The 24,209-nt window shown below is 61.8% G+C and carries 20 protein-coding genes and 3 pseudogenes; 12 read left to right on the top strand and 11 right to left on the bottom strand.

Annotated features, from left to right (window positions below):
• Positions 1-20 precede the first annotated feature (20 nt).
• The 3 genes and pseudogenes from LRS56_19435 to LRS56_19425 all read right to left on the bottom strand — a co-directional run bounded on the left by LRS56_19435 (position 21) and on the right by LRS56_19425 (position 2,613).
• Positions 21-1,075: pseudogene (locus LRS56_19435) on the bottom strand (alkene reductase).
• Between the two features lie 31 nt (positions 1,076-1,106).
• Complete coding sequence (locus tag LRS56_19430) at positions 1,107-2,273, bottom strand: MFS transporter (protein WDU61012.1); 1,167 nt, start codon at positions 2,271-2,273, stop codon at positions 1,107-1,109.
• A gap of 13 nt (positions 2,274-2,286) precedes the next feature.
• Positions 2,287-2,613: a helix-turn-helix transcriptional regulator gene (locus tag LRS56_19425; GenBank protein WDU61011.1), complete on the bottom strand. Its 327-nt coding sequence runs from the start codon at positions 2,611-2,613 to the stop codon at positions 2,287-2,289.
• Between the two features lie 154 nt (positions 2,614-2,767).
• On the opposite strand from LRS56_19425, the gene LRS56_19420 reads away from it, so the two are divergent.
• The gene (locus LRS56_19420; protein ID WDU61010.1) at positions 2,768-3,352 is read left to right on the top strand and encodes an ACP phosphodiesterase; all 585 of its coding nucleotides are present in this window, start codon (positions 2,768-2,770) and stop codon (positions 3,350-3,352) included.
• Between the two features lie 108 nt (positions 3,353-3,460).
• On the opposite strand, the gene LRS56_19415 is transcribed toward LRS56_19420, so the two are convergent.
• Complete coding sequence (locus LRS56_19415) at positions 3,461-4,252, bottom strand: lysophospholipid acyltransferase family protein (protein ID WDU65780.1); 792 nt, start codon at positions 4,250-4,252, stop codon at positions 3,461-3,463.
• A pseudogene (locus LRS56_19410) lies at positions 4,252-5,006 on the bottom strand (GNAT family N-acetyltransferase). Before LRS56_19410 ends, LRS56_19415 begins: the two are co-directional and overlap by 1 nt.
• A 195-nt stretch (positions 5,007-5,201) precedes the next feature.
• Between LRS56_19410 and LRS56_19405 the strand changes: the two are divergent.
• The 4 genes and pseudogenes from LRS56_19405 (at position 5,202) to LRS56_19390 (ending at position 8,478) form a co-directional block, all read left to right on the top strand.
• Positions 5,202-6,275 (top strand): serine hydrolase, encoded by a 1,074-nt coding sequence (locus LRS56_19405; protein WDU61009.1) that lies wholly within the window; start codon positions 5,202-5,204, stop codon positions 6,273-6,275.
• On the top strand, positions 6,272-6,586 hold the full coding sequence (locus LRS56_19400; GenBank protein ID WDU61008.1) for an amidase: 315 nt from the start codon (positions 6,272-6,274) through the stop codon (positions 6,584-6,586). Before LRS56_19405 ends, LRS56_19400 begins: the two co-directional genes overlap by 4 nt.
• A gap of 152 nt (positions 6,587-6,738) precedes the next feature.
• Complete coding sequence (locus LRS56_19395; protein WDU61007.1) at positions 6,739-7,320, top strand: YceI family protein; 582 nt, start codon at positions 6,739-6,741, stop codon at positions 7,318-7,320.
• Position 7,321: 1 nt separating this feature from the next.
• Positions 7,322-8,478: pseudogene (locus tag LRS56_19390) on the top strand (phosphatidylserine/phosphatidylglycerophosphate/cardiolipin synthase family protein).
• Positions 8,479-8,608: 130 nt separating this feature from the next.
• Here LRS56_19390 and bglX read toward each other — a convergent pair.
• Positions 8,609-10,900: a beta-glucosidase BglX gene (bglX, locus tag LRS56_19385; GenBank protein WDU61006.1), complete on the bottom strand. Its 2,292-nt coding sequence runs from the start codon at positions 10,898-10,900 to the stop codon at positions 8,609-8,611.
• A 242-nt stretch (positions 10,901-11,142) separates the two neighbouring features.
• Between bglX and LRS56_19380 the strand changes: the two genes are divergently transcribed.
• From LRS56_19380 to LRS56_19365, 4 genes are all read left to right on the top strand, one after another.
• The gene (locus tag LRS56_19380) at positions 11,143-11,754 is read left to right on the top strand and encodes a LemA family protein (GenBank protein ID WDU61005.1); all 612 of its coding nucleotides are present in this window, start codon (positions 11,143-11,145) and stop codon (positions 11,752-11,754) included.
• Between the two features lie 18 nt (positions 11,755-11,772).
• Complete coding sequence (locus LRS56_19375; GenBank protein ID WDU61004.1) at positions 11,773-12,498, top strand: YgcG family protein; 726 nt, start codon at positions 11,773-11,775, stop codon at positions 12,496-12,498.
• Between the two features lie 31 nt (positions 12,499-12,529).
• Entirely contained in the window at positions 12,530-13,147 is a 618-nt protein-coding gene (locus LRS56_19370) for a TPM domain-containing protein (protein WDU61003.1), read from the top strand.
• 221 nt (positions 13,148-13,368) lie between these two features.
• Positions 13,369-14,586 (top strand): SAM-dependent methyltransferase, encoded by a 1,218-nt coding sequence (locus tag LRS56_19365; GenBank protein ID WDU61002.1) that lies wholly within the window; start codon positions 13,369-13,371, stop codon positions 14,584-14,586.
• Between the two features lie 94 nt (positions 14,587-14,680).
• Here the strand turns inward: LRS56_19365 and LRS56_19360 are convergent, their stop codons facing one another.
• From LRS56_19360 to LRS56_19340, 5 genes are all read right to left on the bottom strand, one after another.
• Positions 14,681-15,580 (bottom strand): DMT family transporter, encoded by a 900-nt coding sequence (locus LRS56_19360; GenBank protein ID WDU61001.1) that lies wholly within the window; start codon positions 15,578-15,580, stop codon positions 14,681-14,683.
• A 169-nt stretch (positions 15,581-15,749) separates the two neighbouring features.
• On the bottom strand, positions 15,750-18,308 hold the full coding sequence (locus LRS56_19355) for a TonB-dependent hemoglobin/transferrin/lactoferrin family receptor (protein WDU61000.1): 2,559 nt from the start codon (positions 18,306-18,308) through the stop codon (positions 15,750-15,752).
• 129 nt (positions 18,309-18,437) lie between these two features.
• Positions 18,438-19,406: a FecR domain-containing protein gene (locus LRS56_19350; GenBank protein WDU60999.1), complete on the bottom strand. Its 969-nt coding sequence runs from the start codon at positions 19,404-19,406 to the stop codon at positions 18,438-18,440.
• The gene (locus LRS56_19345) at positions 19,403-19,942 is read right to left on the bottom strand and encodes a sigma-70 family RNA polymerase sigma factor (protein WDU60998.1); all 540 of its coding nucleotides are present in this window, start codon (positions 19,940-19,942) and stop codon (positions 19,403-19,405) included. Before LRS56_19345 ends, LRS56_19350 begins: the two co-directional genes overlap by 4 nt.
• Before the next feature lie 191 nt (positions 19,943-20,133).
• A complete protein-coding gene (locus LRS56_19340) occupies positions 20,134-21,150 on the bottom strand; it encodes a DUF4917 family protein (GenBank protein WDU60997.1) in 1,017 nt (338 codons plus the stop codon).
• A gap of 125 nt (positions 21,151-21,275) precedes the next feature.
• Between LRS56_19340 and yiaY the strand changes: the two genes are divergently transcribed.
• The 3 genes from yiaY (at position 21,276) to LRS56_19325 (ending at position 24,105) form a co-directional block, all read left to right on the top strand.
• On the top strand, positions 21,276-22,424 hold the full coding sequence (gene yiaY, locus LRS56_19335) for an L-threonine dehydrogenase (protein WDU60996.1): 1,149 nt from the start codon (positions 21,276-21,278) through the stop codon (positions 22,422-22,424).
• Positions 22,425-22,516: 92 nt separating this feature from the next.
• A complete protein-coding gene (locus LRS56_19330) occupies positions 22,517-23,191 on the top strand; it encodes an NAD(P)H-binding protein (GenBank protein ID WDU60995.1) in 675 nt (224 codons plus the stop codon).
• Positions 23,191-24,105 (top strand): LysR family transcriptional regulator, encoded by a 915-nt coding sequence (locus LRS56_19325; protein ID WDU60994.1) that lies wholly within the window; start codon positions 23,191-23,193, stop codon positions 24,103-24,105. Before LRS56_19330 ends, LRS56_19325 begins: the two co-directional genes overlap by 1 nt.
• The last annotated feature ends 104 nt before the right edge of the window (positions 24,106-24,209 follow it).

Here is a 24,209-nt window from a genome sequence, read left to right as displayed (position 1 = left end):
TGGTTTTAGGTTTCGGCCTATTACAGCGCCAATGTCGGGTAGTCGATATAACCGACCGGGCCCTTGCCGTAGAAGGTTTCCGGATGCGCTTCGTTCAGTGGCGCATCGGCTTTCAGGCGAGCCGGCAGGTCCGGGTTGGCAATGAACGGTACGCCGAAGGCCACCGCATCGGCCTTGCCCGAGGCCAGCCAGGCGTTGGCGCTGTCCTTGGTGAAGCGTTCGTTGGCGATGTACGGGCCGCCGAAGGCTTTTTCAGTTGCGGGCCCAGGCTGTCGCCGGCTTCTTTCTCACGCGAACAAATAAAGGCGATGCCACGCTTGCCCAGCTCGCTGGCGACGTAGGTGAAGGTTTCGGCCAGGTTGTCGTCGCCCATGTCATGCGCGTCGGCGCGGGGTGCCAGGTGCACCCCCACACGGCCGGCGCCCCAGACTTCGATGGCGGCGTCGGTCACTTCCAGCAGCAGGCGTGCACGGTTTTCCAGGGAACCGCCGTAGTTGTCGGTGCGCTGGTTGGTGCTGGTCTGCAGGAACTGGTCGAGCAGGTAGCCGTTGGCGCCGTGGATTTCCACGCCGTCAAACCCTGCGGCCTTGGCGTTTTCCGCACCGGTGCGGTAAGCGTCGACGATATCGGCGATTTCAGCGGTTTCCAGTGCGCGTGGCGTTGGGTAATCGGCCAGCGGGCGCACCAGGCTGACGTGGCCTTTGGCTTGAATTGCGCTGGGCGCTACCGGCGTTTCGCCGTTCAAGTAGGACTCGTGGGAGATCCGGCCGACGTGCCACAGTTGCAGGAAAATCTTGCCGCCCGCGCCGTGCACGGCCTTGGTCACGTTGGCCCAGCCGCGTACCTGGTCGTTGGACCAGATGCCCGGGGTGTCCGGGTAGCCTACGCCCAGCGGCGTGACCGAGGTGGCTTCGCTGAGGATCAGCCCGGCGGAGGCGCGTTGTACGTAGTACTCCGCCATCAGCGCGTTGGGTACGCGGCCGGCGTCGGCGCGGCAGCGGGTCAGCGGTGCCATGATGATGCGGTTCGACAGTTCCAGGTCGCCCAGTTTGATCGGATCGAAAATAGTCGTCATGGGATAACACCCTTCTCTTTAAGTGGATTGATCAGTTGGTCGCAGGGGCCAGGTCGGCATCGCCGCTCTGACGGAAAGTAATCAGGGTTACCAGCAGCGCAAGGATCGCCAGGGCCGCAGCCGCCAGAGGCACGCTGGTCAGGCCGAAACCATGGGCAATCACGCTGCCGCCGACCCAGGCACCGAGGGCGTTGCCGATGTTGAAGGCGCCGATGTTGAGGGTGGACACCAGGTTCGGTGCGGCCTTGCCGAAGGTCACCACGTTGATCTGCAGCGCCGGTACGGCGGCGAACGAAGCGGTGGCCCACAGGAACAGGGTGATTTCAGTCGGAATGACCGCGACACTGGTCCAGGTCAGCACCGTGGAAACCACTGCCATGCTGATAAATACGCCGATCAGGGTGGCTGCCAGGCGTTTGTCCGCCAGCTTGCCACCGATGATGTTACCCACGGTGAGGCCCAGGCCGATCAGTAACAGGGTCCAGGTCACGCCTTTGGGCGATACGCCGGTGACATCACCGAGCAGCGGCGCAACATAGGTAAAGAGGGTGAACATGGACGCGGCGAACAGCGCGGTCATGGTCAGCGACAACCAGATGCCGGCCCCCTTGAGGGCTCGGAGTTCGGCGCGCATGTCGAGTTTTTCTTCGTCACGCTTGGCCGGCAGGAAGCGGATCAGGCCGATCAACGCCACCACACCAATCACCGTCACCGCCCAGAAGGTCGAACGCCAGCCGGCTTCCTGGCCCAGCGCGGTGCCCAGCGGCACACCGAGCACATTGGCCAGGGTCAAACCGGTGAACATCAAGGCCACCGCCGACGCACGCTTGTTGGCCGGCACCAGGTTGGCGGCTACCACCGAACCGATCCCGAAGAACGCACCGTGGCACAGCGCGGTGACCACACGGGCAAACATCAGCACGTTGTAGTCACTGGCCAGGGCGCAGAGCAGGTTGCCGACAATAAAGATGCCCATCAACGCTACCAGGGCGGCTTTGCGCGGCAGCCTGGCGGTGGCCAGTGCCATGAAGGGCGCGCCGATGGCCACGCCCAGGGCGTAGCCGGTCACCAGCCAGCCGGCGCCGGGGATCGACACGCCGAGGTCTGCCGCCACATCGGGCAGCAGGCCCATGATGACGAACTCGGTGGTGCCGATGGCGAAGGCGCTGAGGGCCAGTATGAGTAGCGAGAGAGGCATTATCGTTTCCTTGTTACAGCGCTGCGTTGTCGTCCGCGCTGAGTTCTGTGGTGAGCGCAGCGAGGAAGGCTTGGATCACTTCCTCATTGCGTTTGAAAAAGTGCCACTGCCCGGCCTTCTGGCTGCTGATCAAACCTGCGCGTTGCAGCGTGGCCAGGTGGGCCGACACGGTTGATTGAGACAAGCCGCAGCGCTGGTCGATCTGCCCGGCACAGATGCCGTATTCATGGTTGTGCAGTTGCTCGGGGAATTGCACTTTCGGGTCTTTCAGCCAGGTGAGGATGTCTCGTCGTACTGGGTGCGCCAGGGCTTTTATTATTTCGTCGAGGTCGATGGACATGGCAGTTGCTCGGTTTCGTAAAGCGTTATATCGCGATGAGGCGAACTTTAAATCGCTATATCCCGATACACCAATATGATTTTGGTCTGAATCAAGGCTAAATCGGTATATCGGGTTATAACGATACATTGGCGGCAGTGCTAGACTGCGCGCCATGAATTATCTCGCACATCTGCACTTGGGCGGCCAACTTCCTGCGCAACTGCTGGGCAGCCTGTATGGCGACTTCGTCAAAGGCCGCCTGCAGGGCCAGTTCAGCCCGCAAATCGAAGCGGCGATCCAGCTGCACCGCTCAATCGACCGTTTCACCGACAGCCACCCGTTGGTAGGGGAGGCGCTGTCGCGTTTCAGCCTCACCCGCAGGCGCTATGCCGGGATCGTGCTGGATGTGTTCTTCGACCACTGCCTGGCGCGGGATTGGGCGCTGTACGCCGACCAGCCGCTGGAGCGCTTCACCTCACAGGTGTACCGCGTGCTGGCCGCCGAACCGCAGTTGCCGGGGCGGCTGGCGCAGATTGCACCCTATATGGCGGCGGATGACTGGCTGGGCTCGTACCGCGAGTTCGCAGTGATGGAGCAGGTGTTGCGCGGGATTTCACGGCGGCTGACGCAGCCAGAGGAATTGGGGTATGCGATGCAGGAATTGCGGGTGTTGTATGAGCCGTTGAGTGAAGACTTCCGGGTGTTCTATCCAAAGTTACAGGCGTTTGCACAAGCCCAGCTGACTACTGATATCTAAATGTGGGAGCGGGCTTGCTCGCGAATGCGGTTTGTCAGTTACCTACATGCTGACTGATCCACCGCTTTCGCGAGCAAGCCCGCTCCCACATTTTTTACCGTATGCGCTTCACGCCGCGAACGCAGGCCGGGCATCCACTTGCTCTGCCTCTGGCAACGGCCCAAACAACGCCTTCTGCACCGCCTGCTGCGCCTGGAACGCCAGCGCCGCACGTTCTTGCCCGGCACAGGCAATCGGCTTGAGCACATGGATTTCCACATCACCCTGGTCATTGGCAAACAGGCGCATCAGGTGCGACAGCAAATCGTCATCGCCAATAAACGGCGCCAGTGAGTCCACTTGGCCATTGCGCAGATAACGGATCGCCACCGGTTGCAGCGACACATCCGCGTCGATCGCACTGGCCAGCAAGCGCCCGTGGAAGGTACGCAGGCTGCGCCCGTCGGTGGTGGTGCCCTCGGGGAACATCAACAGCGGGTGCTGTTGCTCCAGGTGACGGGTCATCTGTTTGCGGATCAACTGGCTGTCGCCCGAACCGCGACGGATAAACAGGCTACCGGCCTTGGCCGCCAGCCAGCCGGCCACCGGCCAGGTGCGCACTTCGGCCTTGGACAAAAACGACAGCGGCGTGACCATGCCCAGCAGCGGGATGTCGGTCCAGGACACGTGATTGCTCACCCACAGCATCGGTGTTTGCGGCAACTCGCCGTGTACTGTCACGCGAAAGGGCAGGGCGTTGGTCAGCCGCGCCATAAAAAACCGCGACCAGCGCTGACGGCGCACCATCGAGTTGGCAATCCCCATCCGCTCAAACACGCCAAACACACTGGCCATGCTCAAACCCAGCGCCACCACCAGCAACACGCGGGCAATCCGCCCGTATACGCGCAGGCGGCCCATCACATGGCTGCCTTGAAGTGGCGTGCGTAGCGCGGGCACAACTCGTCGCGCTTGAGCAGGATGAACACGTCGGCCACCTGGAAATCTTCATCCCAGCACGGCTCGCCGCAGATCTTCGCGCCCAGGCGCATGTAAGCCTTGAGCAGCGGCGGCATTTCCGCGATGACGTTGGACGGCAGGTCCAGCGCCGGCAGTGGTTTTTGGGCTCGGCGCGCAGGTGTTCGTTGCACAAGTAGCGTTCGCGCAGACGCTGCATGATCGCGTGGGCCTGGATGCCGCCGTCGTGCATCGGGATGCTCGCGCAACCCATCAGGTAGCTGTAGCCGCCTTGGTTGAGCACTTCGGCCAACTCGCCCCACAACACGGCGATGGTGCCGCCATTGCGGTAGGCCGGGTCGACGCAAGTGCGGCCGATTTCCAGGATCGGGCCCTGCAGGTGCAGCAGGCCGTGCAGGCTGAATTCTTCTTCACTGTAGAACCGGCCCAGGGTGCTGGCGGCCTGGTGGTCCAGCAAGCGGGTGGTGGCGACCAGTCGACCGCTGTTCAAATCCCGCACGCCGATGTGGCTGCAGTGAACATCATAGTCATCCATGTCCAGACCCAGTTCCGCGCCTTTCAGCTTGGCGTTGAACTCGCCGCTGAACACGTTGAACCGCAGGGCCTGGGCTTCCTGCAAAGCCTGTGCGCCAACCAGGCGTTCGGCTTGCAGACGGCGTTCATTGCCGGTGTCGCTGATGCGGGCGATCTGAGTCATGGCGAATCTCCGAGTGCCGGCCACTTCTCGGCCGGTCGACTTGTTTGTCCAAACTCAGGCTATGTAGGCTCGGTGTCAGCTCCATGAAGTTACGGTGACGCTTAGATGACAGGCCTCGGGTCACGCTGGCGTCGCAAAAATGTCATGTGCCTCGTCTAGGCTCGCGGGCTTGAATGCCCCCTTGAGTTTGCGTCCATGGTCAGAGGCCTGTTGTGCGTTGCGCTGCTACTTGTCACCGTTACCGCCCGCGCCGAAACCTGGCCCGACAAGGAGTGGGCCAAGGGCACGCCGCTCTCAGGCCCCGCCGTCGATGCCTTGAATGCCTATGCTTTCCCTGCGCGTGATGATGCCACCCGCCAGGGCATCCGCACCGACGCGCTGCTGGTGATCCGTGACGGTGAGGTCATCTATGAACGCTACGCCGAGCCCACCACCGCTCGCACGCCGCACCTGATCTGGTCCATCAGCAAAAGCCTGATGGCGACGGTGCTGGGCGTGGCCTACGGTGAAAACCGCTTCAAGCTGAGCGACCCCGCCGCACGCTTCTACCCGCCGATGAAACAGCACCCCAAGGTCACAATGGCCGACTTGCTGCACTGGGCCTCGGGCCTGGACTGGCAGGAAGACTACGAATACGCCCCGCTGAAATCCTCGGTGGTGGCGATGCTCTACACCCGGGGCCGCGCCGACATGGCCGAGTTTGCCGCTGGCACCGAGTCTTTCAGCGCGCCGGGCCAGGCGTTTCGATATTCCAGTGGCGACAGCAATATCTTGTCCGCCGCGCTCAAGGGCATGCTCGGCCACAAGGCGTACATGAGTTACCCGTGGGATGCGATGTTCAAGCCGTTGGGCATTCACAACGCCACGTGGGAAACCGATGCCGACGAAACCTTTGTCGCCTCCTCCTACGCCTACCTGACCGCCCGCGACCTGGCGCGGGTCGGCCTGTTGATGGCACGGAACGGGCGCTGGGGTGAGCAGCAGTTGCTGCCCAAAGACTGGGTCGCCTTCAACCGCCAACCCTTCGACAAATATAAGGTCGGCCAGGACGAAGCCGTGCCGGGCGGCCAGTGGTGGCTCAACACCGGGGCGCCGCGCCCTTGGCCTGATGCACCCGCCGACACCTTTGCCGCACTCGGCCACTGGGGCCAGGCGCTGTACGTGATGCCTGACGAACGCTTGGTGATCGTGCGCTACGGCGATGACCGCGACGGCAGTTACCGCCATAACGACCTGCTCAAGCGCGTGCTCGCGGCGGTGCAACCATGATCCGTCGTCGGCCGTTTAGCAGCCTGTTTCTGCTGCTGTTACTCGCGCTGCTGGGTTGGATCTGGCACGAGCGCGTCAACCTGCAAGCCTTCCCCGATATCATCGCGGCGTACACGGCCAAGGAGTACTGCTCGTGCCGCTATGTGGCGAACAACCCGGCCGGGTATTGCCTGGGTTATGTGAAGCAGTACGTGCCCACCAGTGCGTTCAGCGATAACCCGAAGCGCAGTGAAGTCACGGCGAGTGGGTTGGGGCGTACGCACACGGCGCGTTGGCTGGGGGATCGGCAGGGCTGCCGCCTGCTTCCCTGACACCACAAAACCCTGCGGGAGCTGGCTTGCCTGCGATAGCGGTGGATCAGCCTGCCGCCATCATCACAGGCAAGCCAGCTCCCACATTGGATTTGCGCCGTTCGTGACATTGCGCTTAAGGTTCGTGCAGGTTTTTTGCCCCATGAGTTTTTATGTTCAATGTCAAACCTCTGGCCCTCACGCTGTTGACCTGCGCTGCCGTGCCTGCCCATGCCGACTGGTACCTGGACAACGAGTCCTCGCGGCTGTCGTTCGTCACCACCAAAAACACCGAGATCGCCGAGGTACATCGTTTTCTGGTGTTGCACGGCAAGGTCGACAGCAAGGGCGCGGCGCAATTGGAAGTGGAGCTGGAGTCGATCAACAGTGGCGTTCCGTTGCGTGACGAACGCATGCGTAATGATCTGTTCCAGATCAAGACCTTCCCCGACGCGCTGATCAGCGCACAGATCAACCTGCAACCCATCAACGACCTGGCGCCCGGTGCGCAATTGGAATTGCGCTTGCCGCTGAACGTCACCTTGCACGGCAAGACCCAGACCTATAGCGCCGAGTTGTTGGCCACGCGCCTGGATGACCGGCGCTTCCAGGTGGTGACTCTGGAACCGGTGGTGTTGCATGCCGAGGATTTTGACCTGGCGCCGGGCGTGGCAACACTGCGCAAGGCGGCGGGGATCAAGTCGATCAGTTTGTCGGTGCCGGTGGGTGCGGTACTGATTTTTACGGCGCGCTGACATGAGTGGCGCGGTGTTCCCCTGGCGCAGCGCCAACCGTTTCGAGTTGCTGATCGACGGCCCGCAGTTTTTCCCGCAGATGCTGGTAGGGATTGCGCGGGCCGAGCGGCAAGTCGACCTGGAGTTATACCTGGTGGAAGCCGGGGCCTGTGCCGACGCGATGGTGCAGGCGCTGGTGCTGGCCGCCGAGCGCGGCGTGCGGGTGCGCTGCCTGTTTGATGACTACGGCAGCCTGGCCTTTACCCTGGGGCTGCGCAAGCGCCTGACCGATGCCGGTGTGGAGTTGCGGTTCTACAATCGCCTGAGCTGGCGGCGCTGGATGCGCAACCTGTACCGCGACCACCGCAAGCTGTTGCTGATCGACCAGAGCATCGCCGTGGTCGGGGGCACCGGGGTCACCGACGAGTTCTGGACGCCGGGGCAGGACAGCGCCGACTGGCATGAAGTGATGGTGCAAATCAGCGGCCCGCTGGTGCTGGACTGGCAGGCGCTGTTCGACCGCCAATGGCACGCCAATGCGGCGCGCCGCGAGTGGAAGCCCGCCACCCATTTCGGTTTGCCGCGCTTGCCCAAGGTGCCCGCGACCGGGCCGGGCCTGGGGCGCGTCGCGTATGCCGATGCCCGCCAGCACCGCGATATCTTGCAGTCGCTGATTCGCGCCTTGAACAGCAGCCGGCAGCGCATCTGGCTGGCCACGCCGTATTTTTTGCCGACCTGGAGCGTGCGCCGCGCCCTGCGCCGTGCGGCCGGTCGCGGGGTGGATGTGCGTCTGTTGCTGACCGGCCCGCGCACCGATCACCCGTCCGTGCGCTACGCCGGGCACCGTTATTACCCGCGTCTGCTGCGTTCGGGCGTACAGATTTTTGAATACCAGCCGTGTTTCCTGCACCTGAAAATGGTGTTGGTGGACGATTGGGTCAGCATTGGGTCATGCAATTTCGATCACTGGAATTTGCGCTTCAACCTGAAGCCAATCTGGAAGCGCTCGACCCTGAGCTGACGCTGGCCGTGGCGGGCAGTTTCGAACGGGATTTTACCCAGAGCCAGGCGGTGAGCCTGGAGGCGTGGAAGAAGCGGCCGTTGTGGCGGCGGGTGAAGCAGCGGGTGTGGGGCTGGATTGATCGGTTGGTGGTTAACTTGCTGGATAGACGCGGCTAAGAAGAACACCGCCAAACAAATGTGGGAGCGGGCTTGCCCGCGAATGCAGAGTGTCAGTCACTGACGAGGTCGACTGATCCACCGCATTCGCGAGCAAGCCCGCTCCCACATTTTTTGGCTGCCTCAGACGTTAGAGCAATTCAAAGGTCTGCTGCTGCACAGCCTGGGAATCCAGCCCGATCTGCACATTGAACTCACCCGGCTCCGCCGCGAACTTGAGCTGGGTGTTGTAGAACTTCAAGTCTTCCTCGGTGATGGTGAAGTGCAGGGTGCGCTCTTCGCCGGCCTTGAGCATGACCTTCTGGAAGTTCTTCAGCTCTTTGATCGGGCGGATCATCGAGCCGGCCACGTCCTGGATGTAAAGCTGCACCACGGTTTCGCCATCGACCTTGCCGGTGTTCGTTACCGTGACGCTGGCATCGAGCTTGCCGGTCTTGTTCAGGGTGGTGGACGACAGCGCCATGTCCGACAGGCTGAACGAGGTATAGCTCAGGCCATAACCAAACGGGAACAGCGGCCCGGTGGTGTCATCGAAGTACTGCGAGGTGTAGTTGCCCGGCTTGCCCGGAGTGAACGGGCGGCCGATGGTCAAGTGGTTGTAGTAGGTGGGAATCTGCCCAACCGAACGTGGGAAGGTGATCGGCAGCTTGCCCGAAGGGTTGTAGTCACCGAACAGCACATCGGCAATGGCGTTGCCGCCTTCGGTGCCGGCGAACCAGGTTTCCAGGATCGCGTCGGCTTGCTGGTTCTCCTCGACAATCGACAGCGGGCGGCCGTTCATCAGCACCAGTACCAACGGCTTGCCGGTGGCTTTGAGGGCCTTGATCAGGTCGCGCTGGCTTTGCGGGATGTTCAGGTCGGTGCGGCTGGACGATTCGTGGGACATGCCACGGGACTCGCCCACAGCGGCCACCACCACGTCGGCATCCTTGGCGGCCTTGACCGCTTCGTCGATCAGCACTTGCGCCGGGCGGGTGTCATCCACCACTTCCGGGGCATCGAAGTTGAGGAAGTTGAGGTAGTCGACTACGGCCTTGTCGTTGGTGATGTTGGCGCCACGGGCATAGATAATTTTGCCTTTTTCGCCGATCACGGCGTTCATGCCGTCGAGCAGGGTCACCGATTGCGCCGGTTGGCCGGCCGCCGCCCAGCTGCCCATCATGTCGATGGGGGCCTTGGCCAATGGGCCGACCAGGGCGATGGTCGCGGATTTTTTCAGCGGCAGTGTTTCGTTATGGTTTTTCAGCAGCACCAGGCTGCGGCGTGCGACGTCGCGGGCGTCGGCACGGTGCAGGCGGTTCTCGGCGTTAGTGTCGGCCGGGTCATCCTCGGCCTTGCCGATACGCAGGTACGGGTCTTTGAACAGGCCCATGTCGTACTTGGCGGCGAGCACTTCACGCACGGCGTTGTCGATGTCGCTTTGCTCGATCTCGCCGGACTTGAGCAGCCCCGGCAGTTCCTTGCCGTACAGCGAGTCGTTCATGCTCATGTCGATGCCGGCCTTGATCGCCAGCTTCGCGGCTTCACGCCCGTCCTTGGCCACGCCGTGCTTGATCAGCTCGACGATTGCGCCGTGGTCGCTTACGGCCAGGCCCTTGAAGCCCCAGTCCCTGCGCAGCAGGTCGTTCATCAGCCAGGTGTTGGCGGTGGCGGGCACGCCGTTGATCGAGTTGAGCGCCACCATCACGCCGCCGGAACCGGCCTTGATCGCCGCGTGGTAGGGCGGCAGGTAGTCCTGGTACATCTTGACCGGGCTCATGTCGACCACGTTGTAGTCGCGACCGCCCTCAACCGCGCCATACAGGGCGAAGTGCTTGACGCTGGCCATGATGCTGTCGGCGTTGGCGGGGCTGGCGCCCTGGAACGCCTTGACCATCACTTCGGCGATCCGCGAGACCAGGTAGGTGTCTTCGCCGAAACCTTCGGAGGTGCGGCCCCAGCGCGGGTCGCGGGAGATGTCGACCATCGGCGCAAAGGTGATGTCGAGGCTGTCGGCGGCGGCTTCCTGGGCGGCGATGCGCCCGGAGCGGCCGATGGCGTCCATGTCCCAGCTGGAGGCCAGGGCCAGGCTGATCGGGAAAATGGTCCGGTGGCCATGGATCACGTCATAGGCGAAGAACATCGGGATCTTCAACCGGCTGCGCATGGCCGCGTCCTGCATCGGGCGGTTTTCCGGGCGGGTGATCGAGTTGAAGGTGCCACCGATACGGCCGGCGGCGATTTCCTTGCGGATCAGCTCGCGGGGCATCTCGGGGCCGATGCTGATCAGGCGCAACTGGCCGATCTTTTCATCCAGGGTCATCTGCTTGAGCAGGTCGCTGACGAAGGCGTCCTTGTCTTTAAGCGCAGCAGGCTTTGTTTCTGCCCACACGGGGTAACTGGCCAGAGTGGCAACAAGGCCGAGCAAACACAGCTTTTTCATGAATATCCTTTTTCGGCTCACTGCACAGCATCAAGGGAACGCTGTCGGCCAAAATGTGGGGAGCGTCTATTGTTGTTCGGGTGTTGTTCAGATAAATGCAGCACACTCTGAACTCTTTTTCGCGCTGGGCATCTTTGTAGCTGATTGGCTCAATGCATTCCAGTGGTGGCGGATTATGCCCCAAGCGCGCGGTGTATAGGGTTAGTCGTAACATTCCATCAAGATTGGGCAGGAGAAACACCATGCAAGCAGCACAAGGTTACCGCTGGGGCTTGAAGGCCGCGGTTTTGCTATTGATCAGCACAGTGCTGAGCGGTTGCGGCATCAACAACATCCCGACCCTGGACGAACAGGCCAAGGCCGCCTGGGGCCAGGTGCAGAACCAGTACCAGCGCCGCGCCGACTTGATCCCCAACCTGGTGGAAGTGGTCAAGGGCTACGCCGCCCATGAGCAGGACACCCTCACCGCCGTAATTGAAGCGCGGGCCAAGGCCACCTCGATCCAGGTGGACGCCAGCACCCTCGACAACCCGGAAAAACTCAAGCAGTTCCAGCAAGCCCAGGACGGCTTGAGCGGTGCTCTCAGCCGTTTGATGGTGGTGTCCGAGCGCTACCCGGACCTGAAAGCCAACCAGAACTTCCTGGCCCTGCAGTCGCAACTTGAAGGCACGGAAAACCGGATTGCCGTGGCCCGCCGCGATTTTATCCAGGCGGTGCAAGCCTACAACACCGAAATCCGCACCTTCCCCGGCCGTCTGTGGCACAGCGTGATGTACAGCGACTTGCCGATCCGCGCCACGTTTGAAGCCACCAGTGCCGATGCCGATAAAGCGCCGCAAGTGAAGTTCAAATAAGACTTTCCTGAGGTGTCGATGCGTTTATTACGGATAGGCTTGGCGCTGTGGCTGCTGGCCTGCGTGGGCGTGGCCCACGCGGCGCTGACCTTCCCGGCCTTGACCGGGCGGGTGGTGGACACCGCGCAGATGATCGACCCGGCAACACGCGAGCAGATCACTCAGCAATTGCAGGCGCTGGAGCAGAGTCGTGGCGACCAGATTGTGGTGGTCACCGTGTCCGACCTGCAGGGCGTGCCGATTGAAGACTACGGTTACCAACTGGGCCGCCAATGGGGCATTGGCCAAAAGGGCAAGGACAATGGCGCGCTGTTGATCGTCGCCCGCGATGAGCGCAAATTGCGCATCGAAGTCGGCTATGGCCTGGAAGGCGTGCTGACCGATGCGCAGTCGTGGGTGATCATCAACCAGGTGATCGCGCCCAAGTTCAAGGCCGGCAATTACAGCCAGGGCATCAGCGACGGTGTGTCGGCGATGGTGCAGGTGGTGGGTGGCGAGCCGTTGGCGGTGCCGGCGCATGTGGCGGATGCCAACTTTGCCAAGGATAATCCCGGGTTTTCCATCGGCCTGTTTATCCTGCTGATCGGCGTGTTGTGGCTGTGCAATCGCATGGGGCTGCCGGTGGGCGCTATCTTGCTGGCGATTCTCAGCAGCAGCGGACGCGGCGGTGGCGGAGGCGGCGGTGGTGGTTTCCGGGGCGGCGGTGGCGGCTTCGGCGGCGGCGGGGCTTCTGGCGGCTGGTAATGACAATAACGAAAACAGAGCATCTACAACCATGGCATTACTAAGTGAGCACGAGCAGCGCCAAGTGGCTGAGGCGATTGCACGGGTGGAACAACAGACCGACGCCGAACTGGTGACGGTGCTGGCGGCCCGCGCCGACGATTACGCCTACATCCCGCTGCTGTGGGCCAGCCTGATCGCCTTGGTGGTGCCTGGCGTGGTGCATTACTTGTCGGGCTATCTGACCATGTACACCTTGCTGTTGGCGCAATGGGCGACGTTTATCGTGTTGTGCCTGGTGTTTCGCTTGCCCAAGGTCACTACTCGGTTGATCCCGCGCTCAGTGCGCCATTGGCGGGCCTCGAATCTGGCGCGGCGGCAGTTCCTGGAGCAGAACCTGCACCACACGCTCGGCAGCACTGGTGTGCTGATTTTTGTCAGTGAGGCGGAACGCTACGTGGAAATCCTGGTGGATGAAGGTATTTCCAAGCACTTGGATGACAGCAGTTGGGACGGCATCGTCACCGCGTTCACCCAACAGGTGAAGCAGGGGCAAACGCTGGCCGGGTTTATTGCCTGCATTGAAGCCTGTGGCGAGTTGCTCAAGGTGCATGTGCCGGTGACGCAAACGCGCAATGAGCTGCCGAACCGTCTGGTGGTACTCGAATAGCCCAGCCAACACAGAACCAATATGTGGGAGCGGGCTTGCTCGCGAATACGGACTGTCAGCCAACCTATTCGGTGACTGGCCCACCGCTTTCGCGAGCAAGCCCGCTCCCACATTGGGTTCTGTGTTATCCAATCCAATTACCGTTGATCAAATAACCCCGTGCCCTTAACCCCTATCCCCCCTAAAATGCCCGGCATTCCCAGCCCGAGGCGTTTTTTTTCATGTCCGTCACCGCTCAACCTGCCAGCCCCGCGCCGGATCATCACGCCCAGTTCATCGAACTGCTGAGCGCAAGCCTGGCGCAGAACGCGTTTATCAAGCTGGTGCTGGCCAAGTACGTCGGTGACGAGGCCGAATTGCAACGGCTGATCATCAAACCTGTGACGGTCAAGGAGCAGGCATGCCTGTCCTTCGTCTACCGCTACAAGACCCGCGACATTACCAAGAACCTGCTCCTGGCCGACGGCGTCGCAGCGATTGCCGAGTTGCTGCCGGCCGCGTTCAAAAACGCGCATTTGCTGTCGCTGACCGACGAAGCCCAGCTGGAATACAGCAAGAAGAACAAAAGCTCGTTGTTCAAAAGCAAGCCCCAGCAATTGCGCGAGGCGCCATCGGCTGAGCATAACCGCGAGAAAAATCGCTTCCTCGACCTGAGCCGGCCGTTCCTCGCCGACCTCGGCGTAACCGATGCCAAACACGCGCTGATCCCGTCGATGTCGCGCAAGTGGAAGCAGATCAACAAGTTCATCGAAGTGTTCAGCCATGCGCTGACCTCGTCGCCCTTGAAGCTCGACCAGCCGGTACGCGTCGCCGATTTTGGCTCGGGCAAGGGCTACCTGACCTTCGCCATCCACGACTACCTGCGCAACACCCTCAAGGCCGAGGGCGAAGTGACCGGCGTGGAGCTACGCGAAGACATGGTGACCCTGTGCAACACCGCCGCCGCCCGCCTGGAGCACCCGGGGCTGGTGTTCAAATGCGGTGATGTGCGCAGCGTGGCGCCCAGCGACCTGGACGTGATGATCGCCCTGCATGCCTGCGATATCGCCACCGACTACGCGATCCACACCGGTATCCGCTCCGGTGCGTCGATCATCATGTGCTCGCCGTGCTGCCATAAACAGATTCGCCTGCAGATCCAGAGCCCGGTACTGCTCAAACCGATGCTGCAATACGGCCTGCACCTGGGCCAACAGGCGGAGATGGTCACCGACAGCCTGCGTGCGCTGTACCTTGAAGCCTGCGGTTATGAGACCAAGGTGTTTGAGTTCATCTCGTTGGAACACACCAACAAGAACAAGATGATTCTCGCGGTCAAACGCGCCGAGCCTTTGGACAATGCGCAGTTGCTGGAAAAAATCCAGGAATTGAAGGCGTTCTACCACATCAGCGAGCACTGCCTGGAAACCTTGCTGCGTGCGGATGGCTATTTAAGCTGATGAACCGCAGGGTTTAAAAAATGTGGGAGCTGGCTTGCCTGCGATAGCGGTGGAACATTCACCAGCGCTATCGCAGGCAAGCCAGCTCCTACCTTCAGACAGTGCTCGGCTTGGCGACGGGCGCCGGTTGTACGGCAGTCTTGCGCCCCAGCATCACGGTCACGATCACCCCACAGGCAAACAGCCAGGTGATCGGTTCGATATGCTCGCCAAAAAACAACGCCGAAAACGCGATGGTGAAGAAGATCTGCAGCAATTGGATCTGGCTGACCCGCGCAATACCGCCCATGGCCAACCCGGCGTACCAAGCGAAGAAGCCCAGGAACTGTGAGAACAGCGACACATAGCCAAACGCCCACCAGGCACGCATGGAAATCGACCCTTGATGCTGCGCCGCGAGGTACCACACTGGGCCGATCAACACCGGCGTCGACAGCACCAGCGCCCAGCAGATCACCTGCCAGCCGCCCATCTCCTTGGCCAGTCGGCCGCCTTCGGCATAGCCCAGGCCGCCGACGGCAATTGCGCCGAGCATCAACAGGTCGCCCGCCTGAATACTGCCGGCACCGGTGATCAACGCGTAACTCAGCACCAGCGCACTGCCCAGCGCCGCGCAGACCCAGAAGGCTTTCGACGGCCGCTCATGGGACAGCCACGCCGCGTACAGCGCCACGCACAAAGGTTGCAGGCCGTTGACCAGCGCGCCATGGGAGGCCGGCAAGGTTTGCATGGCCCAGGCCGACAGCACCGGAAACCCCAGGATCACGCCCGCGATCACCAGGCACAGCCCGCGCACCTGGCGCCAGGTGGGCCAGCGCTCACGGCGCCACAGCAACAGCGCCGCCGCCGGGATTGCCGCGAACAAGGCGCGGCCCAGGCCGTTGAGCAAGGGGTGGATTTCCTGCACCACGATGCGGGTGAAGGGCAGGGTCAAACTGAAGATGATGACACCCAGCAGGCCGAGGGCCATGCCGGTGTTTTCGCGCGAGCTCATGGGAGGGATCCGAAATCCAGAGGGCTTCAAAGGAAGCCCATCTAGCCACAACCCCCGTCGATTGCGGGCCTACAGCTGGGTGCGGATTTATCCGTACAGTTTCAATTGCTCGGTTAGCCGTGCCGCCGCCTTCGCAGCCTCGCCAAGGCTGCGAAGGGATCGCCTGACCTTAGAAGAACCGCGTAACGCTGATCTTCGCATCGCGGCCTTTGGTGTAGGCGCGGTCGCCGCTCAAGGCCGGGCGGAAGTTGTTGTTGAACAGGTTGTCCACGGTGAAGTTGACCTCGGTGCCTTTCAGGTAAGCCTGTTGCGGTTGCCATTTGGCGAACAGGCCCTGGGTGTTGTAGCGCTTGTTGCCGTATTGGTCGTAGAACAAATCGCCCACGCTGCTGCCCGGGCCGCCGGAGTATTTGTCGCTGGGCAAGCGGTCGGTCGCGCCGATGAACTGGCCCATCCAGCCCACTTGGGCATCCCAGGCCGGAATATTGGTGCCCAGTACCAGCACCCATTTGGTCGGTGGAATGTCACGTGCCGCCACATCCGGGCCCCATGGGTTGGTGTAGGCGCCTTCGTGGTCGCCTTTGGCATAGGCGAACGACACCGAGCCGAACAGGTAGGTGGAGTTGTAGAACGATTCCAGCTCAAAACCCTTGATGGTCAGGCCGCCGATGTTGCGGTAGTTGGACATCGCCCCCGGGGGGCAGGCGCTGGAAATCGTGCCGCCATTGATCGCCTGGTTCTCGCAGCCGACGCCGGTGGCCTTGAAGATTTCGTCTTCGACTTTGTTGTGGAAGAACGTGGTGCGTACTTGCAGGTTGTCGTCCCGAGCGATCAGGTTATCGAAGCTGACAACGCTGCCCACGGTGATCGAGGTAATGCGTTCCGGGTCGAGGTCGACGCTGGTGGCGGTCCGGCTGCCAAGGCCTTGCACTTCATACTGCTCATCGATGACCGGTGCGCGCCAGGTCTTGCTCCAATTGGCGAACAGCCCAAGGTTTGGGGTTACGTTCCAGAACAGCGCCAGCCGGGGCGACCAACCGGTGTAGGTGCGGTCGCTGTAATCATGGCCTACGGCCGGGTCGGGATTGTTGTAGTACGGTGCATCGTTGCCTTCGCCACGGTTGCGCACATGGTCGTAGCGCAGGGACGGGGTAATGGTGACATCGCCCACCGTCACCGCATCCTGGACAAACAAACTGTTGGTATCGACCTTGCCGTGGGGCATGAAGCCCGGCTGGAAATGCCCGTAGTTGTAGCGTGCGGTGTTGTAGGTGGCGCCGGGCATCCACATCTCGGTTTCGCGGATGTGCTTGCGGATCTGCCCGCCGACGGTGACCGCGTGTTGCAGCGGGCCGGTGTCGAACAGGCTGACGTTGCGGATGTCGAGGTTCTTGTCGGTGTACGCCGTGTCCATCTTGCGCCCGCCAGTGGCCAGCTGGAAAAACGCCGTGGCGTCACGCTCGTCGGTCTGGTCGGTGTTGGACTGCGAATACTTGACGGTCAGGTCGACCAGCGGGTTATCCAGTGGCTGGTATTCATACTTGCCCGACCACGTGGTGTCGACGGTGTCGCGGTGGGCTAAAAAACGCTTGAGTGCGCCTTCATAGCCGTAGCGGTCGATGTTCGCCTGGGTCGGCGGCGTTGGGTAGCTGGCGGCCGAAAACGGTGTCCAGCGGTTGCTGTGTGAGCGCGAGTAGGACAAGCCCACGCTGTGCTCGTCGGTAAGGTGGGCGTTGACCTTGAACAGTTTGCCGTCCACGTCCTGCGCGGTGTTGGGCAGGCGCTGCGGGTTGATCGGGTATTCGTTGTTCTCATTCGGCAGCTTGGCGGCCACTTTCATGTCGCCGCCGTCGCGTTGGGTCAGGTAGGCGAGCGCGTCGAAACGGCCGTCATCGGTGCGGCCATACACGGCGCCGCTGTACACCTGTTCGTGGTCGTTGCTGGAGTAACCGTACTTGAGCATCGCGCCGCTGTTGCGGCCGTCTTTGAGCAGGTCCGGGGCATCCTTGGTGGTCATGTTGACCGTGCCGCCAAAACCGCCGTTGCCGGTGAACGGTGAGTTGGGGCCTTTCTCGACCTCGATGCTCTTGATCAGCTCGGGCTCGATAAACACTGTGCCTTGTTGATAACGCTCAAAACCGCTCTTGGTGGCGCCGTCGACGGTCATCGGCACGTCTTCGGCATCGCCGAAACCACGGATGTTGATGGTCTGGCCGCCGGGTTTCAGCGAGCCGCCCTGGCTGACGCCGGGCAAGGTCTGCAACAGGCTCGGGATGTTATTGGCCTGGTAACGATCGATATCGGCCTGGCTCAGGGTGGAGCGGTTGACGGTACTGGAGTCGACTTCGTTACCGGTGCCGATCACGCTGAGCGCGTCCAGTTGGATGGCGCCGCTGTTGGTGGTCTTGCCCTCGTCGGGCCTTACCACGTAGGTGCTGCCGACTTTGATCAGGGTGAACTCGCCGTTTTTCAGCAGGGTGCGAATCGCCACTTCCGGGGTGAAATCACCGTTGAGCGCCGGTGCCTGCACGTTCTTGAGCAACGCTTCATCGAACAGCAGCTGGATCTGCGCCTGCTGCGCCACCTGGCTCAGGGACGTGGCCAGCGACTGGGCGGGCAGTTGCAGTTTGAATGATTCAGCCTGGGCGCTGAGGCTGAAGCCCAGGCAGGCTGCGATGATGGTCGGTCGAAGAAACAGGTGCGAAGCGTGGCAAGGCGCGCGAAACATGAAATCCCCCGGTGTGGCCAAATGGCCAAAAAATACATGCGTTTCAGATGCAGACCGGGGGAAGACGGGGCACGTAGAAAAATCCACACCTGCGAATGCAAAATATTCTCAAATAAGAATTATGTAGGGTTATTTGCTCGGTTCTATTCTCACGATGCCGTCGGCCGACGCCACGGTTTTCACCGGCAGCAGCGCGGGCAGGGCGTTGAGCAGGGCGTCGGGGTCGTTCACATCCAGGTTGCCCGAAACCTTCAGGTGCGCCACGGCGTTACTCACTTGCAGCGGTGCCTGGGGGCGGTACAGGCTCAGTTCATCGATCAGGCTGACCAACTCGCGGTTGCGAAACGACAAATGCCCGCTGCGCCAGTCGGCCACTTCTCCAGCGGTGAGGGTTTGCTGCTGCAGGCTGCCCGTGGCGTAGCTGTAGCTGGCGCGTTGTTGGGCGCCGAGCAGGGTTGCCGGGCTTTTCGGGTTCGGCTCGAAAGCCACCTGGCCATGGGCGACGCTGACCACCAGTTGCTGCTGGCTGCGCCGCACATCGAAGCCGGTGCCCACCACTCGCACACTGGCCTCGCCCGCCTGCACGAACAACGGCCGTTCCTTGTCGGCCGCCACCTCGATATACAGCTGGCCCTTGTCCAGGTGCACGATGCGCTGGTAAGCGGTGAAATCCACACGCAGACGGGTGTTGGCATTCACGTACAGCGTGCTGCCATCGGGCAGGCTCAAGGTGCGCATGCCCTTGGCATGGGCCGCCACCTGGGTGTGATACAGCTCGCGGGGCGCACCGATATGCGTGGCCATGACAGCGCACAGCAAGGCGGCCGCCACCGCCAGGGCAGGGCGCCACACCGACGGTTTGCGCTTGGGCAATGCCACGGGTTTGTTCAGTTGCTGCAATTGGGCAAGGTCAGCCCACAGCTGCTCGAATTCGGCATAGGCGCGGGCATGCGCAGGCGTTGCTTGCCAGGCAGCAAAGGCCTTGCGGTCGGCGCGCCCCGCATTGTTGCGGTTGCGAGCAAACCAGCTGGCGGCTTGGGCATCGATGGCGTCGCTTGCTTCGATATCCAGGGCGTCGATGTCGCTCAGGCGGGTCATTCTGGCTGCTCCGTGCCGGGGGCGTTTTGAAGTCTTCTTTTGCAATGCAGCAGGGCAAAGGCGATGTGCTTTTCTACCATGCTGGTTGAAATCCCCATGCGCTCGGCGATCTGCGCCTGGCTCAGGCCTTCGAAGCGGTGCAGCATAAGGGCTTCTCGTCGGCGGGGCGAGAGTTCGGCGAGGACTTCTTTCAACTGTTCCAGGCGTTGCATGCGGAGCGCGGCGGCCATGGGATCGTTTTGCTCATCGGTGACCGGCTCCGCATCCCTGTCGGCCGGGTCAAAGTGGACGGTGTGCCGCACCTTCTGTCTGCGCCAGTGATCACGCAGCAAATTGCGCGCCATTTGGAACAGAAATGCCCGTGGCTGCTCGACCTTGGCCCGGTCGCGGTAGTCCAGCCACTGGGTAAAGACATCCTGGGTCATGTCCGCCGCATCGCTGGCGTTGTCCGTGCGTTTACGCAGGAAATACAGAATATCTGCATAAAACCCGCGAAAGGCATCGGCCGACAACGGGTCGGGCTTGGGACGAGACATGGATATCCTTCTTGACGAAGCACGACGTGGAATAGTCGTGAATGATATCGAGAATTATTGTCATTTGTCTCTATGTAACAGGGGGGTGCAATTAAAAATGTGCGAGCTGGCTTGCCTGCGATGCAGACGCTTCGGTGCATCTGAACCACCAAGGTGATGCCATCGCAGGCAAGCCAGCTCCTACAATTTGATCAGCGCTCGACAGGCACGGACAGCGCCGGGTTGCCCAAAGGATGGGTACGCGCCGCGAAGAACTTGAGCTCCACCCCAGACCCATCAAACAACTGGGAATACCGCCGCTTCTGCTGACGAATAAACCCGTCGCTGCGGCCCGACACCGAAATCGCCAGCGTGGTGATCCGGGCCTGGCGAAGTGCATCCACCAGGTGTTTATCCTGCGGCCCCAGGTCGTGGCCGAAGAGGCACAGCGTGCCCTCATGGCTCAGCAACTGTTCATAGCAGAACGACAGGTAATCCGAGCTGCGGATGGTCTTGAGCTTCTCTTCCACCTTGCCTTCGCTGACAAACAGCGGCACATCGTCCAGGGTCTTGATCGTGTTGTTGATCGCGAAACTGCTGAGCAAGGTGCTGTCGGTGGTCGGCAATTTGCGTGCGGTGCCGTCGAGGTTGCGCACCAGGTGCAGGCCGCCGTGCAGGTACAGAATGCGCGTGGCGTCGGTGCGGGTGTCGCGCAGGTCGAAGCTGGCGTCGGCGCTGCGAAACAGATCGTCGATGCCCGGGGCGTGCAGGATCGCCCAGTAGTTGAGCAGGTCGTAATTGGTGGTGAATACCGTCGAGTAATTCTTCAACTCATGGTTGATGGTCGCCAGCGTCGACGGCTGCACCAGGCGCCACGGAATGTGCACGGCGTGGATGGTATTGATCAGCGCTTCCTTGATCGCATAGTAGCGATTGCGCGGCGCCGCCGAGCTGACGGCCAGGGCCTTGTTGACCCGGCTGGTGGTCTTCAGCGCGCCCAGGGCCTGCTCGAAACTGCGGGTTTGCAGGGCGTCGAACACGCTGAGTTCGGATTGGCTCAGGGGTTTTTCTTCGACGGTGCGGGCGTTTTCGAACAGTGAGTCGTAGGCAAAGTCTTCCCAAATCACCCGGCTCGCGCCGTTGCCGATCAGAATCCCACTGAAGGCGGTGCTGCTGCGCAGCGCGTTCCAGTCTTCAAGGTGGGCGTCAATATCCTGGAAATCCTTCATTGCGGCGGGTCTACTCGAAATCGGCTGGACGGTGACTTTATCACGAGCTGGCGTTGATCCTGGTCAAGATGCCGTAGGCAGGTGAAGTCGATGCTGTAGGCATAAACGTCATCCGAGGGTTCGTCATGAGCAGCACTTTTTTCATTCCCGCCGTCAACATCATGGGCACCGACTGCCTCGACGAAGCCATGGTCGCGATCCGTAACTACGGTTTTAGCAAGGCGCTGATTGTCACCGATGCCGGCCTGGCCAAGGCGGGCGTGGCCAGCATGATCGCCGAGAAGCTGGCGATGCAGGACATCGACTCGGTGATCTACGACGGCGCCAAACCCAACCCCAATGTGGAGAACGTCGAGAAAGGCCTGGCGCTGCTGCAACAGAGCGCCTGCGATTTCGTGGTGTCGCTGGGCGGCGGCTCGCCCCATGACTGTGCCAAGGGCATTGCCCTGTGTGCCACCAACGGCGGGCATATCGGCGACTACGAAGGCGTCGATCAATCCGGCAAACCGCAACTGCCGCTGGTGGCCATCAACACCACCGCCGGCACCGCCAGTGAAATGACCCGCTTCTGCATCATCACCGACGAAACCCGCCACGTGAAAATGGCCATTGTCGACCGCAACGTCACGCCGCTGCTGTCGGTCAACGACCCGGCCCTGATGGTCGGCATGCCCAAGGGCCTGACCGCCGCCACCGGTATGGACGCCCTGACACACGCCATCGAAGCCTATGTATCTACCGCCGCCACGCCGATCACCGATGCTTGCGCGATCAAGGCCATCGAACTGATCAGTGCCAACCTGCGCCTGGCCGTGCGTGACGGCAGCGACAAGGCCGCGCGGGAGAACATGGCGTATGCACAGTTCCTCGCCGGCATGGCGTTCAACAACGCCTCCCTCGGGTTCGTGCATGCCATGGCCCACCAACTGGGCGGCCTGTATGACTTGCCCCACGGCGTGTGCAACGCGGTGCTGCTGCCCCATGTGCAAAGCTTCAATGCCAGCGTCAGCGCCAAACGTTTGAGCGATGTGGGCCGCGCGTTGGGTGCCGACATCAAGGGCATCACCGAGGAGGAGGGCGCCCAGGCGGCCATCGCGGCCATTCGTGCGTTGTCCCACGATGTTGAAATCCCCGCGGGCCTGCGCGAGTTGGGCGCCAAGTTGCAGGACATTCCGCTGCTGGCCACCAATGCGTTGAAGGACGCGTGCGGGCTGACCAACCCACGGCGGGCGGATCAGCGTCAGATTGAGGAGATCTTTCGCAACGCGTTCTAAAAGGGGCAGCCGCACGCGGCAAGCGTTAAGCTACAAGCCGAACTGCATTCAACTTGAGCATGAAGCTTGCGGCTTGCCGCTGAGGTCCCCCCATGAGAGTTCTACTATTCGGCGCCACCGGCATGGTCGGCCAAGGTGTGCTGCGTGAGTGCCTGCTGGCGGCCGATGTGCAGGAAGTGATCGCCGTCGGCCGCACGCCACTGACCCAGGAACACGGCAAGCTGCACCAGGTGCTGCACAGTGACATGCTGGATTTCCAGCCGTTGGAAAACCTGCTGCAAGGCATCGACGCGTGTTTCTTCTGCCTCGGCGTATCGTCGGCGGGCATGAATGAAACCAAGTACACCCATCTCACGTATGACCTCACCCTTGTCGCCGCCAGTACCCTGGCGCGGCTCAATCCGCAGATGACCTTTATCTACGTGTCCGGCGCCGGCACCGACAGCTCCGAGGCGGGCAAGTCGATGTGGGCGCGGGTCAAGGGCAAGACCGAGAATGCGTTGCTGCGTTTGCCGTTCAAGGCGGTGTATCTGTTTCGGCCCGGGGTGATTCAGCCGTTGCACGGTGTGCGCTCAAAGACGCCGTTGTACCAGTCCTTCTATAGCGTGCTGGGGCCATTGCTGTCGTTTGTGCGCCGGGTGAAACCGGGCTGGGTGGTGAGTACCGAAACCGTCGGCCGGGCGATGTTGGCGGCCGTGCGCTCTGGCGCGCCGCAACCGGTGGTGGAGCAGGCCGAGATCAATCGCCTGGCCGCCGAGCGCGCCTGATGTTGCACAAAAGCCTGGTGCGCCGCCTGGACCTGATCACCCTGCAACTGTTTGTTGCGGTGTTTGAGGAAGGTACCCTGACCCGCGCCGCTGCCCGCGAAGCCATTGCGGTATCGGCGGCCAGCAAGCGCTTGATGGAGCTGGAGCAGGTATTGGGCGTGAGCCTGTTCGTGCGGCGGGCCAAGGGCATGGAGCTGACGGCAGCCGGTGAAACCCTTTTGCACCATGCCCGGCAGATGCTGTTCAACGTCGAGAAAATGGGCCTGGAACTCGGCGAACACAGCCACGGCGTGCGCGGTTATGTGCGGATGCTGGCCAATCTCTCGGCGATCATTCAGTTCCTTCCTGAAGACTTGCGGGATTTTTCCGAGTTGCATCCCGAAGTGAAAACCGATCTGGAAGAACGCCCCAGTAACGGCGTGGTGCAAGGCGTGCTGGATGGGGTGGCCGACCTGGGGATTTGCTCCAGTGACACCGACACCAAGGGCTTGCCCAGCGTGACGTATCGCCACGACAAACTGGTGGTGCTGATGCCGGCGGATCACCTCTTGGCGGCGCGTCAAACCCTGGCCTTCAGCGAAACCCTGGGCAGCGATTACGTCGGCCTGCACGCGGCCAGCTCGATCAATATGCGCACCCACGCCGCCGCACGCGAGGCCGGCAAGATGCTGCGCCTGCGTATTCATGTGCCGGGGTTTGATGCGATGTGCCGGATGGTCCAGGCGAATATGGGCATCGGCATCCTGCCGCAGAAAGCCTACGAACTGTTCGGCCGGGCGCTGGGTTTGCACGCGGTGCCACTGACCGACGCCTGGTCGGATCGCAGCCTGATCCTGGTGGTGCGCGATAAGGCACAGTTGTCGCCAGTGAGCCGTTTGCTGTTCGAGTATCTGAGCAGGACGCAGGAGGCCTGACACCCAGCCTGCTTATGTGGCGAGCGGGCTTGTGTGGCGAGCGGGCTTGCCCGCGTTGGGCTGCGAAGCAGCCCCGAAATCGGCACCTCGGTTAACCCTGACAC

The organism is Pseudomonas poae (assembly GCA_028869255.1).
In the GTDB taxonomy this organism is placed as follows: domain Bacteria; phylum Pseudomonadota; class Gammaproteobacteria; order Pseudomonadales; family Pseudomonadaceae; genus Aquipseudomonas; species Aquipseudomonas poae_C.
This window is presented reverse-complemented; position numbering and strand designations above follow the sequence as displayed.

Coding starts and splice junctions, on each gene's coding strand:
- LRS56_19375 (WDU61004.1), top strand. CDS start 11,773: ATGCGTTTATTACGGATAGGCTTGGCGCTGTGGCTGCTGGCCTGCGTG.
- LRS56_19400 (WDU61008.1), top strand. CDS start 6,272: ATGATCCGTCGTCGGCCGTTTAGCAGCCTGTTTCTGCTGCTGTTACTC.
- LRS56_19430 (WDU61012.1), bottom strand. CDS start 2,273: ATGCCTCTCTCGCTACTCATACTGGCCCTCAGCGCCTTCGCCATCGGC.
- LRS56_19350 (WDU60999.1), bottom strand. CDS start 19,406: ATGACCCGCCTGAGCGACATCGACGCCCTGGATATCGAAGCAAGCGAC.
- LRS56_19355 (WDU61000.1), bottom strand. CDS start 18,308: ATGTTTCGCGCGCCTTGCCACGCTTCGCACCTGTTTCTTCGACCGACC.
- LRS56_19365 (WDU61002.1), top strand. CDS start 13,369: ATGTCCGTCACCGCTCAACCTGCCAGCCCCGCGCCGGATCATCACGCC.
- LRS56_19415 (WDU65780.1), bottom strand. CDS start 4,252: ATGGGCCGCCTGCGCGTATACGGGCGGATTGCCCGCGTGTTGCTGGTG.
- LRS56_19330 (WDU60995.1), top strand. CDS start 22,517: ATGAGAGTTCTACTATTCGGCGCCACCGGCATGGTCGGCCAAGGTGTG.
- LRS56_19340 (WDU60997.1), bottom strand. CDS start 21,150: ATGAAGGATTTCCAGGATATTGACGCCCACCTTGAAGACTGGAACGCG.
- LRS56_19370 (WDU61003.1), top strand. CDS start 12,530: ATGGCATTACTAAGTGAGCACGAGCAGCGCCAAGTGGCTGAGGCGATT.
- LRS56_19345 (WDU60998.1), bottom strand. CDS start 19,942: ATGTCTCGTCCCAAGCCCGACCCGTTGTCGGCCGATGCCTTTCGCGGG.
- bglX (WDU61006.1), bottom strand. CDS start 10,900: ATGAAAAAGCTGTGTTTGCTCGGCCTTGTTGCCACTCTGGCCAGTTAC.
- LRS56_19425 (WDU61011.1), bottom strand. CDS start 2,613: ATGTCCATCGACCTCGACGAAATAATAAAAGCCCTGGCGCACCCAGTA.
- LRS56_19420 (WDU61010.1), top strand. CDS start 2,768: ATGAATTATCTCGCACATCTGCACTTGGGCGGCCAACTTCCTGCGCAA.
- LRS56_19405 (WDU61009.1), top strand. CDS start 5,202: ATGGTCAGAGGCCTGTTGTGCGTTGCGCTGCTACTTGTCACCGTTACC.
- LRS56_19325 (WDU60994.1), top strand. CDS start 23,191: ATGTTGCACAAAAGCCTGGTGCGCCGCCTGGACCTGATCACCCTGCAA.
- LRS56_19360 (WDU61001.1), bottom strand. CDS start 15,580: ATGAGCTCGCGCGAAAACACCGGCATGGCCCTCGGCCTGCTGGGTGTC.
- yiaY (WDU60996.1), top strand. CDS start 21,276: ATGAGCAGCACTTTTTTCATTCCCGCCGTCAACATCATGGGCACCGAC.
- LRS56_19380 (WDU61005.1), top strand. CDS start 11,143: ATGCAAGCAGCACAAGGTTACCGCTGGGGCTTGAAGGCCGCGGTTTTG.
- LRS56_19395 (WDU61007.1), top strand. CDS start 6,739: ATGTTCAATGTCAAACCTCTGGCCCTCACGCTGTTGACCTGCGCTGCC.